The sequence below is a fragment of the Variovorax sp. OV084 genome, from assembly GCF_900111625.1.
GTDB lineage: Bacteria > Pseudomonadota > Gammaproteobacteria > Burkholderiales > Burkholderiaceae_C > Variovorax.
On record NZ_FOII01000005.1, the window covers coordinates 327,962 to 339,306 of the forward strand.

Annotated in this window: 10 protein-coding genes; 5 read left to right on the plus strand and 5 right to left on the minus strand. The window is 66.8% G+C overall.

Features of this window, described 5'->3' with window-relative positions; genetic code table 11:
• Positions 1 to 135 precede the first annotated feature (135 nt).
• From BMW87_RS16680 to BMW87_RS16690, 3 genes are all read left to right on the plus strand, one after another.
• Entirely contained in the window at positions 136 to 444 is a 309-nt protein-coding gene (locus tag BMW87_RS16680; RefSeq protein ID WP_093077492.1) for a hypothetical protein, read from the plus strand.
• Positions 445 to 499: 55 nt separating this feature from the next.
• Positions 500 to 1,486, plus strand: coding sequence for an ornithine cyclodeaminase family protein (locus tag BMW87_RS16685; protein WP_093077494.1), 987 nt, complete (start codon positions 500 to 502; stop codon positions 1,484 to 1,486).
• Between the two features lie 516 nt (positions 1,487 to 2,002).
• Positions 2,003 to 4,300, plus strand: a complete 2,298-nt coding sequence (locus BMW87_RS16690) for a YadA-like family protein (protein ID WP_093077495.1) — start codon at positions 2,003 to 2,005, stop codon at positions 4,298 to 4,300.
• Positions 4,301 to 4,355: 55 nt separating this feature from the next.
• Here the strand turns inward: BMW87_RS16690 and BMW87_RS16695 are convergent, their stop codons facing one another.
• Positions 4,356 to 5,510: a threonine synthase gene (locus tag BMW87_RS16695; RefSeq protein ID WP_093077497.1), complete on the minus strand. Its 1,155-nt coding sequence runs from the start codon at positions 5,508 to 5,510 to the stop codon at positions 4,356 to 4,358.
• A 93-nt stretch (positions 5,511 to 5,603) separates the two neighbouring features.
• Between BMW87_RS16695 and BMW87_RS16700 the strand changes: the two genes are divergently transcribed.
• Entirely contained in the window at positions 5,604 to 6,230 is a 627-nt protein-coding gene (locus tag BMW87_RS16700; RefSeq protein ID WP_093057430.1) for a helix-turn-helix transcriptional regulator, read from the plus strand.
• Between the two features lie 21 nt (positions 6,231 to 6,251).
• On the opposite strand, the gene BMW87_RS16705 is transcribed toward BMW87_RS16700, so the two are convergent.
• Positions 6,252 to 7,244 carry a Bug family tripartite tricarboxylate transporter substrate binding protein gene (locus BMW87_RS16705; RefSeq protein ID WP_093077498.1) on the minus strand — a complete coding sequence of 331 codons (993 nt, stop codon included), beginning with the start codon at positions 7,242 to 7,244 and terminating at the stop codon, positions 6,252 to 6,254.
• Between the two features lie 19 nt (positions 7,245 to 7,263).
• Positions 7,264 to 8,493, minus strand: a complete 1,230-nt coding sequence (locus BMW87_RS16710) for a threonine synthase (protein ID WP_093077500.1) — start codon at positions 8,491 to 8,493, stop codon at positions 7,264 to 7,266.
• Positions 8,494 to 8,584: 91 nt separating this feature from the next.
• Here BMW87_RS16710 and BMW87_RS16715 point away from each other — a divergent pair, with 91 nt between their 5' ends.
• A complete protein-coding gene (locus BMW87_RS16715) occupies positions 8,585 to 9,505 on the plus strand; it encodes a LysR substrate-binding domain-containing protein (protein WP_093057427.1) in 921 nt (306 codons plus the stop codon).
• 11 nt (positions 9,506 to 9,516) lie between these two features.
• On the opposite strand, the gene BMW87_RS16720 is transcribed toward BMW87_RS16715, so the two are convergent.
• Positions 9,517 to 10,185, minus strand: coding sequence for a hypothetical protein (locus tag BMW87_RS16720; RefSeq protein ID WP_256216800.1), 669 nt, complete (start codon positions 10,183 to 10,185; stop codon positions 9,517 to 9,519).
• A 145-nt stretch (positions 10,186 to 10,330) separates the two neighbouring features.
• Entirely contained in the window at positions 10,331 to 11,338 is a 1,008-nt protein-coding gene (locus BMW87_RS16725) for a response regulator transcription factor (RefSeq protein WP_093057426.1), read from the minus strand.
• Between the last annotated feature and the right edge of the window lie 7 nt (positions 11,339 to 11,345).

Genomic DNA, 11,345 nt, shown 5'->3' on the forward strand with positions numbered 1-11,345 from the left:
CACTTCGACCGGATTCCCTAAGATATGGTGAAAGCAGTTGGGCGCGCTTTCAATGAAAGCAAGCAGCCTTTTTCCGGCGCGAACGCCGGCAAACCGGGCATTTTAGCTGTCTTGTTTCTAACCCCTGGATTACGCATGTATCGCCGACTTCCCCCCGCCATTTCGCTGCAGCAAGCTGCAGAAGGCGCGCCCACCCTGGGCAGCCTGATGGCGCGCGCGCGCGACACCGCGGAGCGGCTCAAGGCCGTGGAAGGGCTGATTCCGCCGGCCATGCGCGGTGCCGTGCAGGCCGGGCCGGCCGAAGGCGACGTGTGGTGCCTGCTGGTCAAGGGCAGCGCCGCGGCCGCCAAGCTGCGCCAGCTGTCGCCGATGCTGGTGACGCGGCTCAAGAACCGGGGATGGGACGTAGCGACGATCCGGATCAAGGTGCATACCGGCCGCTGAGCAGCAAGTTTGCATTGGCTTTGATTTTTCGTCTGAAAGTAGATAATATTTCCAGATGACAACATCCCCCGCGCCTTCGGACGCCCAACTCCTGCTGCTCGACAAGCACCAGGTCGACGCCCTCCTCTCCCCCGACGACGTTCTTCAGGCCGTGCGAGAAGCCTTCGTGCTGCACAGCGAACGCGAGGGCCGCGTCTTCCCGGTCGTACGAGAGCCGCTGCGCACGGGCGGGGTGTTCGGCATCAAGTCTGGTGACGTGCAGGCCCAGGGCCTGCTCGGCTTCAAGGCCGCGGGCTTCTGGCCGGCCAACCGGCAACGCGGCGGCGAACCCCATCAAGCGACGATCCTGCTGATCGACCCAGCGACCGGCCGGCCGCTGTGCGTCATCGACGGCAACACGGTGACGACAGTGCGCACGGGCGCGGCAGGCGGGCTCGGCCTCCAGCAGCTTGCACGGCCCGACAGCACGCGGCTGTGCGTCTTCGGCACCGGCGTGCAGGCGCGCATCCAGCTCGACTTCGCGCTGCGCCTGGTGCCATCGCTGCGCGAGGTTCTTTATATAAGTACGAACGGCCAGCGCAATGCGGCGTTCGAGGCCCACTTCACCGGCCGCTGCGACATCGCGCCGGCCAGCGACCGCAACACCGCTGTTGCCCAAAGCGACATCGTGATCACCGCCACGCCGGGCGGCGGCGCCCTCTTCGCCCTCGAAGCAGTGCGGCCCGGCACACACCTGAACTGCGTAGGCGCCGACACCCGCGGCAAGCGCGAGCTTCCCGAAGGCCTGTTGCCACGCGTGCGGCTGTTCGTCGACGATCGCACGCAGGCGCAGCAGATCGGCGAAACGCAGTGGTCGCCCGACACGCCATGCGTCGAACTGGGCGACCTGCTGAGCGGCAAGACGGCTGTCGAACGAGCCGCCGACGACATCACCGTCTTCGACATGACAGGCCTCGCGCTGCAGGACCTGACCGTTGCACGCCTGCTGCATGCGCGTGCGGCTGAAGCGGGCATGGGCACACGCATCGCCTGGCCCTGGTAGCGAGAAACCGGCACGAACTCCTTGAACGTGCCGAGGCGGCTTGCTCGGAGCCACCGCGGCTCCCGAAGCGCCACGCCATCGGGGCTCCTGCGCTGAAAGCGTGAACTTTTCGATTCAAAGAAGAAAACGTTTTCAACGCCGCCGAATGACATTTTTTGCCAATTCTTGTCATTAATCGGCAACGAACAAGAGCGCGCACAACGGCCTTACGCGAATGCCGTTTGGAAAGCGCGAAATTCTTCCCAGTCCGAAATAAAAATTCGCCCCTCAGCGGGCCGTTGAATCCATTGACGGCGGTCATTAATTGACAGCAAACGTCATTGTCCAACTCGAGCGTCAGTCGATACATTCCGCGGCCTGAGAGGTCCTGGCGGAGTACGGCAACACGCCTTGCGCCTGGAAGCACGAGGCGCGGGCTCTCCGGAATTCGTGCCGCAAATCGCATCGCAATTTCGCGCGCACGCAAATCCGTCTTTGATCTCATGTTTTTAGATTTCCTTTCCCTCATCAATTGTTATGAATAATCTGTATCGCGGTATCTGGAGCGAGTCGCCCGGCGCATGGCTAGCAGCCACCGAAATCACCAAGACTCATGGCAAAGGCAGCTTCAGACTGTCGGCAGTAGTTGCCGCAATTCTGGCTGCCGGCCTGCAGATGACGGCATCGGATGCCAGCGCATCCACCTACGCACCGGCCAACTGCAACTCCACAACCACGGCGACCATCGGGCAAGTGGCTGTTACCGGAACAAACGCTCAACCGGTCGATGGAACCGGGCCATGGTCCAACATCCTTGGCTGCAATACGAGTGGCAACGGTCTGGATGCCGTATCGGTGTTCGGAACCTACTCCCAAGGGGTTGGAAATGGAGCGGCCGTTTTCGGGTTCTCCAGCACAGCCGGCCAGTGGGCCAGCGCGCTTGGCCTCTCGGCAAATGCTTCCGGCACCGGAAGCACCGCGCTTGGCTTTGGCGCACAAGCTCAAAGCCTGAACTCGGTCGCAATCGGCGGAGCCGGTGGCGACGGAAGCACGGCTCTATCGGCCGCCAATTCAACGACCGCTTCAGGCGCCGGGGCCATTGCCATCGGCAGCAACTCGATCAGAGGGGCTCAAGCGACCGCCTCGGACAGCATCGCGATTGGCGGGGCCGCTACCGCTGCCGGCCAAGGCAGCATGGCTCTTGGCAATGGGGCTGACGCGAAATACGACAACAGCGTGGCCATCGGAGCGGCCAGCAAGACGGCGGATTCGCTCGCCGCATTGCAAGGCGTAGCCGGCTACACACCTTCCCCGGGTGCTGCGATCTCCGCTGCGACGCCGGCTGGTGAAGTGTCTGTCGGGGCCAGCGGCAGCGAACGCAGGCTCACCAACGTCGCCGCAGGCGGCGCTCCGACGGATGCCGTCAATGTCAGCCAGCTGTCGACGGCGACTGCTTCGTTGTCCACCAGCCTGAACACGACGAACAGCAACGTGGCCAGCCTGTCCACCAGTTTGACCGCAACGAACGACTCCGTTGCGAGCCTGTCGACATCGACTTCCACAGGGCTGGGCATCGTTGCCAGCCGCGTCGATAGCTTGTCCACGTCCGTCCTGACCAGCCTGAATACCGCGACGAGCAATATTGGCAGTCTGTCGACGGGCCTCAACACGGCCACGAGCAGCATCGACAGCTTGTCTACATCTACTTCGACAAGACTGAGCACCACAACCAGCAGCATCGGCAGCCTCTCGACCGGTTTGGGCAATCTCTCGACGAGCCTGAACACAACCAATGGCAACCTCGGCAGCCTGAGCACGACGGTCAACACGATCAACGACAAGGGCACCCGGTACTTCCACGCCAATTCGACGGCTGGCGATTCGGTGGCCAGCGGCCAGAAAGCGGTGGCGATCGGCCCGCTGTCCGTGGCCAGCGGCACCAACTCCTTCGCAGCGGGCAGCGGTGCGCAGGCCACGGGTCTGAACGCAATCGCCATCGGCACCGGGGCGCTGGCCACGGGCTCGCAGGCCATCGGCGCCAATGCCCGAGCGGGTGGTGGTGGCGTGGCGCTGGGTGACAACGCGGACGCCGGCGGCACGCCGCTGAGCCAGGCGCCGAACATCTCCAAGGGCACGGTCATCGGCTTCGGCGCCATCGCGCAGCAAAGCGGCGGCGTCGCACTGGGCGCGGGCTCGGTGGCCTCCACCGCCGCGGGCGTGGCCGGCTATGTGCCGGCTGGTGCAGCAGCGCAGCACCGGGTGGCCATCCAGGCGACCACCAGCACGCAGGCCGCAGCGTCGGTGGGCGACGTGGCCAACGGCCAGTACCGCCAGATCACGGCCGTGGCCGCGGGTACGGCCGACAGCGATGCGGCCAACGTCGCACAGCTCAAGGCATCTGCAGCCACCGTGAAGGCCAGCAGCGTGCAGTACGCGACCAACCCGGACGGCTCGGTCAACTACAACCAGGTCACGCTGGGCAACGGCCAGGCGCCGGGCGGCACGCGCATCGGCAACGTGGCGCCGGGCATCCTGCCGGGCGACGCGGTCAACGTGCAGCAGCTGAATCAGGTGCAGAGCCAGGTCGGCGACGTGGCCCGCATTGCCTACTCGGGCACGGCCATGGCCTTCGCGATGTCCGGCACTTACTTGCCAACGCTGTCTCCCGGCGAGAAAACAGTGGGCGTGGGCCTTGGCAACTACAAGGGCTACAGCGCGGTGGCGCTGACCTTCAAGGCACTGTCCGACGACGGCAAGATGTCCTGGGGTGCGGGCCTGTCGACCACGGGCAAGGAGTGGGGCGTCAACGCCGGCATCGGCTGGAAGTGGAAGTAACAAGCCACTGAGTCGGCCTGCGGTGCCGGTGCCTGGCGTCGATGACAGCAGTTCGCTAAGCGACGGCGGCAGCGCCGCCAAACAGCTCGGTCATGAACTGCGTCGACTTCAGACCGGTGCCGGTCAACAAGGCCACAGTCACCTCGCTGGCCTTGATGTCGCCGCGCTGCGCCAGCACCTCGATGGCCGCCGCGGCCGAAGCGGAGGTCGGCTCCGCATAGAGCCCGCTTGCTGCCAGCCGGCGCACCGCAGCCGCGATCTGCTCCTCGGTCAGCGCAACGGTCTTGCCCTTCGTCTCGCGCAGCGCCTGCAGGATTTCCTGGAGCCGCACGGGCCGCTTGATCGCAGTGCCTTCGGCAATGGTCGGCTGCACGACACGGTCCACCAGCGTGTCGACTCCGGCGGTGAAGCTCGCATCGATCGGCGAGCAGTTCAGCGGCTGCGCGACAAAAATGCGCGGCAGCTTGCTGATCTGCCCCGCCGCCAGCAGCTCCTTGAAGCCGATCCAGCACCCGAGCACGTTACTGCCCGCTCCAGTCGGAATGACGACGTTGTCGGGCGCGACAAAGCCCAGGTCTTCCCACAGCTCATACGCCAGCGTCTTCGTGCCCTGCAGGAAGAACGGATGCCAGTTGTGGCTCGCATAGAAGATCGACTCCGACTGGCGCACCGCCTCGTACTCCGACTCTTCGCGCGGCCCCGGCACCAACTGCACCTCTGCGCCGAAGGCCCGGATCTGCGCCACCTTCGGCGCGGGCGTGTAGCTCGGCGCGAGCACCTTCACGCGCATGCCAGCCGCCGCGCCTGCCGCGGCAATGGCTGCGCCGCCGTTACCCGAGCTGTCTTCCAGCACCGCGTCGACGCCGATCTGGCGCAGGAAGGACATCATCACCGCCGCGCCGCGGTCCTTGAAGCTGCAGGTCGGGTTGAACCACTCGAGCTTGAAGTACGGCTCGAGGCTGCCCCAGCGCTTCTGCACCAGCGGCGTGCAGCCTTCGCCCATGCTTGCGGGCTTGTCGATTGCCACGGGCAGCGCCGCGCGGTAGCGCCAGAGCGAGCGGGTGCGCGAATCGATGTCGTCGCGCGAGATGCCGGGCAGCGGCGTGACCATCATCGGATGGCCGTCGTCCGAGCGCCATCGGCGTTCGGACAGGTCGTAGTGCCTGCCGGTGCGTGGGTCGACATAGCGTGCGCGTTCTCTCGCGGTCATTCGAGGCTCCTGGTCAAAATTGGATAATACATCTAACATTGTACTTTTTGTACAAATTAGATTGTTCGTCCAGAGCTGGATACATTCCCCGGCATGAAGAAAAAGTCGAACAAGCAGGTCCTGGAGATGCTGCGCAACATGGCCGAAGGCCTGGGCCAGACCTTTGCGCCCTTCTGCGAAGTCGTGGTGCACGACCTGAGCAATCCGAAGAACGCGATCTACGCCATCGAGAACAGCCTCAGCGGCCGGGAGGTCGGCCAGTCAGTCACGGAGCTGGGTCTCGCGCGCATCCAAGACCCGGAGTTTCCGGCGGTGATAGCGAACTACGCCAACACCTTTCCCGACGGGCGCAAGGTCAAGAGCACATCCATCGGCGTCAAGGACGACAGCGGCGAGTACGTGGCCGCGCTGTGCCTGAACGTCGACCTGACGCTGTTCCAGAGCTTCCAGGCCGCGATCTCACAGTTCACGAAGATCGACGACAAGGAAGTGCACGAGCACATCGAGGCCGGCGGCAACCACTCGGACCGCATCCACGCGCGCATCGACGATTTCGCGGCCGCGCGCGCGACCACCTCGCGCTCGCTGAAGCCGGCCGACCGCAAGCAGCTGGTGCAGGAACTGAAGAAGGCAGGCCTGCTGGAGGTTCGCCGCGGCGCCGAGATTGCCGCCGCGCACATGGGCGTGTCGCGCGCCACGGTCTACAGCGACGCGAAGTAAGGCCCAACCTGTTCAGCCCGCTTACTGCGGCTGCAGGCCGATCTCGTGCGCGGCCTTCTGCCAGCGCTCGGCCTCCGAGCGCAGGAAGGCGCGCAACTCCGTCGGCGTCGAGCCCTTCATCTGCACGCCCAGCACCGACAGGCGCTCCCTCACCGACGGATGGTCGAGCGCGGCGATGGCCTCGCGGCGCAGCTTCTCGATCACGTCGAGCGGCGTGGTGGCCGGCGCGACCATGGCCCACCACTGATCGATCTCCAGTCCCTTGAGCCCGTTCTCCGCGAGTGCGGGCACGTTCTGCAGGCCGGGAATGTTCGTCACGCGCTGCGTGCTCGTCACCAGCAGCGGACGGATGCGGTTGGCGCCCAGCAGGCTGGAGCCGCTGGCCAGCGTCGCGAAGTGCCCCGCCACCGTGCCCGCCGCCACGTCGGTGAGCGCAGGCGCCGAGCCGCGGTACGGGACCATGTTGAACCTGATCTTCGTGCGGCTCGCCAGCAGTTCGGCGGCAAGGTGGCTCACCGTGCCCGCGCCGCTGTGCGCGATGGCTGGCGGCGCACCTTTCGCCGATGCCGCAGCCGCGGTCTTCAGGAAGGTCTTGAAGTCTTTGCTGTCGTCGTCCATGCCCGCGAAGAACACCAGCGGCGAGGTGCCGATCATGGTCACAGGCGTGAAGTCGCGCAGCAGGTCATAGGGCAGCTTCGCCGTCACGGCCGGCGCAATCGCATGCGGCAGCTCGACGATGGCGATGGTGTAGCCGTCAGGCGCGGCCTTGGCCGCCGCGTCGGTGCCGATCATGCCGGCGGCGCCTGGCCGGTTGTCCACGATCACCGGGCTGCCGATAGTCTGGCTCATGCGCTGCGCCATGGCGCGAGCAATCGCGTCGGTGCTGCCGCCGGCCGCCCACGGCACGACGAGCTTCACGGGCTTGTCGGGGTAGGCCGCCCACGCCGGTCGAAACGAAGCGAGCAGGGCCGTAGAGCCGGCGGCCAGAAAGGCCCGGCGTTGCATCGTCGGCATGGTGAATTCCTGAAGGAAGTTAGATCGGGCGGTCGGGCCAGCTCGGATCGCCGGCCGCATTGGCGGTCAGCATCAGCACCACGTGCGCATCGGCCGCAATGGCATTGCTCTCGCGCAGCTGGCGCAATGCGGCCAGGCCGCCGGCAGCGCAGAGCTCGGCGCTGACGCCGAGCGAACTGAGCAGCCGCCGCGCGGCGCGCGCTTCGTCGTCGCCCACGACCACCGCGCCGCCGCCCGTGGCGGTCGCGGCCTGCCACTGCAGGTAGGTGACGGTGGCCCCCGCGGTGGAAAACTGCGCGGTGTGGCCCGGGTAGCTGCCGTTGATGGCGCCGCCCGCGAGCACGCGCGCCAGGCGCGGAAACGGCTCCACCAGCCAGAGCCTGGGCAGGCGCCCGATGCGCCCCGCGGCCATCAGGTCGCGAAAGCCCGCGTAGATGCCCCAGGCCAGATCGCCGCGCGCGGTGGGAATCACGATGTGGTCCGGCAGGCCGCCATCGGCCACGCATTCGAGCGCGATCGGCTTGTAGCCCTCGATGGCCAGCGGCGCGCTGCCCAGCGCGGGCAGGCGGTAGTTGGTCAGCGCGAAGTAGCCTGGGTGCTGCGAACGCTCACGCACGAAGGCCCAGCGGCCCGCGTTGTCGGCGAACACATAGCGCCGCGCGCCAAGTGCATCGAGCTGTCGCGTGTAGGTGGCCGGCATGCCTTCGTAGGTTGCGACCTCGCAGCCCAGGCCCGCGGCCCATGCGTAGTGCGCCGCCGACACGGCCGCGTTGCCCGAGGAGGCAAGCACCAGCGTGTGGGCGTCGAAGTCGAGCGCCTGCGCCACGCCCACCGCCGTCATGCGGTCCTTGTGCGAGCCGGTGGGGTTGCGCGATTCGTCCTTGAGGGCCAGGCGCGCCACATCGAACTGCTGCGCCAGCTCCGGCATGTCCTCCAGCGGCGTCTGCCCCTCCCCCAGCGCGAAGCCGGAGGTGTAGGGCATGGGCATCGCCTCGGTGCTGTCGGGCAGGTAGCTGGCGCGCAGCGCCACGTGGAAGCCCGCGCGCTTGCATGCGGGGCAGCCGTCGTGCGCCAGCGTGACCGGGTAGAGCGCATCGCACCGCAGGCATTGCAGGCCGCGCAGGTTCGGGTTGCGCACGGGCTTGGGTGCCTGGTCACGCACCAACCCCAAGGGATTACCCGGAGGATGAGCCAGGGGATCCGGGGGAGGAGCGGCGAACTTGAAGTCCAGAACGGGCAATGTCGTCACGGGTCATGCGTCAGAAGTTGTGACCAAATCTTATGCAATCGGAAATAAAATTATGCAGCCTCAGATACTCAACCGATAACAAGACTTATCGATGCGATTCGGCGAGATCGAAACCTTCCGGGCTCTCATGCGCGGCAGCTCCACCCGCAAGGCCGCTGCATTGCTGCATGTGACGCAGCCCGCCATCAGCCAATCGCTCAAGCGCCTCGAGACGCAAGCGGGGATGCTGCTGTTCCAGCGCACCGGCGGGCGGCTGGTGCCCACGCCCGAGGCACGCGCGCTGTGGGTCGAGGTGGAGCGGGTGTTCATCGGCATGGACGCCATCGAGCACCGCGTGCGCAGCCTGCGCGACTTCGGCGTCAGCCAGCTGGAGCTGAGCAGCTTTCCCGCCTACGGCCTGGGCTTCATGCCGCGCGCATTGGCACGGCTGAAGGCGCACCGCGGCGCGAGCCCCTGGCCGCAGGTGTCGCTGCAGGTGCTGAGCTCCAAGGACGTGCGCGACCGCGTGGCCATGGGCATCTCCGACTTCGGGCTGATGGCCGACGAGCTCTCGCTCGAAGGCATCGACCACTCCACCTTCTCGCGCTTTCCCGGCGTGGTGGTGATGCCGGCAGGCCACGCGCTGGCCCGCTTCAAGACCATCAAGCCGGAGCAACTGGCCGAGGCGCCCTTTCTCTCGCTCAACCCCGAAGACCCTTCGCACCAGCGGCTCGAAGCCGCATTGGCCCCGCACGGCGTGGCGCTGCGGGTGCTGGTGCAGACGCCCTATGCGGCCAGCGTGTGCGAGATGGCGCTGCGCGGCCTGGGCGTGGGGCTAGTCAACCCGATCACCGCGCTCGACTACGCGGAGCGCGGGCTGGTGGTGCGCAAGTTTTCGGTCGACGTGTACTTCACCTGCCTGCTGGCGCTGCCGGCAGGCAAGGTGCTCTCGGCCACGGCGAGGGACTTCATTTCGCTGATGCGCCAGCAGCTGGCCGAGGACGAGAAGCGGATACAGCGCTACCTGCGCTGATCCCCCACGGTTCACTTCCAGGTGAACTCGTGGTTCAGCCCGATCACGAAGCCGCGCACGCCCTGCGGCCCGGTGCGCGATGTGCTCACGTCCACGCTGATCAGCGGCGTGATGCTGAAGCGCCCGCCGATGCGCGAGGTCCACAGGCCCGCCGCCCGGTTGCGCTCCGCGATGAGCGATACGGTGTCGTTCAGCGCCCATTCGACGCCAATGCCGCCGCGCGGCGTGCGCGCACCGGTTCCGTTGGCCCAGTCGGCGCCTGCGTTGGCGTGGACCTGCAGGCTCTCGAGCGGCCGCCACGTCAAAGGCACCACGAACTGCCCGCCCGCTCGGCCACCGCGCTTCAGGTCGAACACCGCGCCCATCGACACGGCGGCACTGAACGGCGCGTCGGCCGCCTGTCCGTAGAAATTCCACTTGAGCTGCGGTCCGCCGGTGACCGAATGAACGCCGCTCACAGAGGTGCGGTCGAAGTTCAGGCCCAGCTCGACCGGCCCGACGCGGCAGGCGGGCCCGAAGTGAAACCCCGTGACAGGCTCCACACCCGTGCGGCCCCACCAGGTCTCGTACTGGCATTGGCCCGGGTCGAGCGTGCTCGCGTCGTCCACGTCGAAATGCCCTGCGGCGTGTGCGCCCGGGCTCGCGGCCAGGTTCGCGAACAGGCAGGAAGCAGCAAGCATCCAGCCGCTGCTTGGCGGTCGGGTTGTCGTTCTGTCGTGCCTGTTGTTCTTCATCGTGCGCGTCCCGGAGCCCTCGAACCATTCTAGGGACGCCGAAAGTAGTCGCCATGACGCAGGCGGCGCCGGCCGCAATAGCCGGCCTTCTTCAGATCTCGAACTGGGGCTGCAGCTCGCGGATGCGCTTGATGGCCACGCCGGCCGCGGCCGTGCGCGTCTCCACGCCGAGCTTCACGTACACCCGCTCCAGGTGCTTCTTGGCGGTGGCCGGGCTGCTGCCCAGGATCTCGCCGATGTCCTTGTTGGTCTTGCCCTTGACCACCCAGTAGAGCACCTCGGCCTCGCGCGCCGTGAGTTTCAGGCTCAGGCTCATGGCTTCGATGACGGCGGTGTCGGACACCTCGCGCATGATGATCATCCACTCGTCGCCGTCGTCGTCACTGCTGGTCTGCTGGTGCAGCCGCAGCGTGAGGCTGCTCGCGCCCTGCACGATGGACAGCGCCGGCGGCTCGATGCCGCGCTGGCGCGCATCGGGCGTGTGGCTGCGCAGCCATTCGAGCACGGCGGGCGGCGTCTCGGGCGCACGCGTATCGCAGTAGCGCTGCAGCAGGTCGCGCGCCAGCGCGGTCTGCCAGATCAGCCGGCCTTCGGGCAGGCGCACGGTGATGCTCGCGTAGCCGAAGGCATCGAGCGCATTGCGCGCCTGACCGGCCTGCCGCGCGTCCTGCCGTGCGCGGCGCGCGCCCTGCAGGTGCACGTTCATGCGCGCCAGCACTTCCTTCGGCTTGATGGGCTTGGTGACGTAGTCGACCCCGCCGGCTTCGAGCGCGGCCACAAGATGCTCGGTCTCGGTGAGCCCCGTCATGAACACGATGGGAATGTGCGCCGTCGCCGCATCGGCCTTGAGCCGGCGCGCGACCTCGAAGCCGTCGATGCCCGGCATCATCGCGTCGAGCAGCACGATGTCGGGCCGGGCCTGCGCGGCGCGCTGCAGCGCCTGCTCGCCGTTGGTGGCAATGAGCACGGTGTAGCCCGATTCGTCGAGCGCGTCGTGCAGCACAGCGAGGTTGTCGGGCACGTCGTCGACGATCAGCACGAGATCGCTGTTGGCACCCTGCTGTTCGCGCAGGGTCTTGGCGAGTGGTGAGGTTTCCATGGCGGGA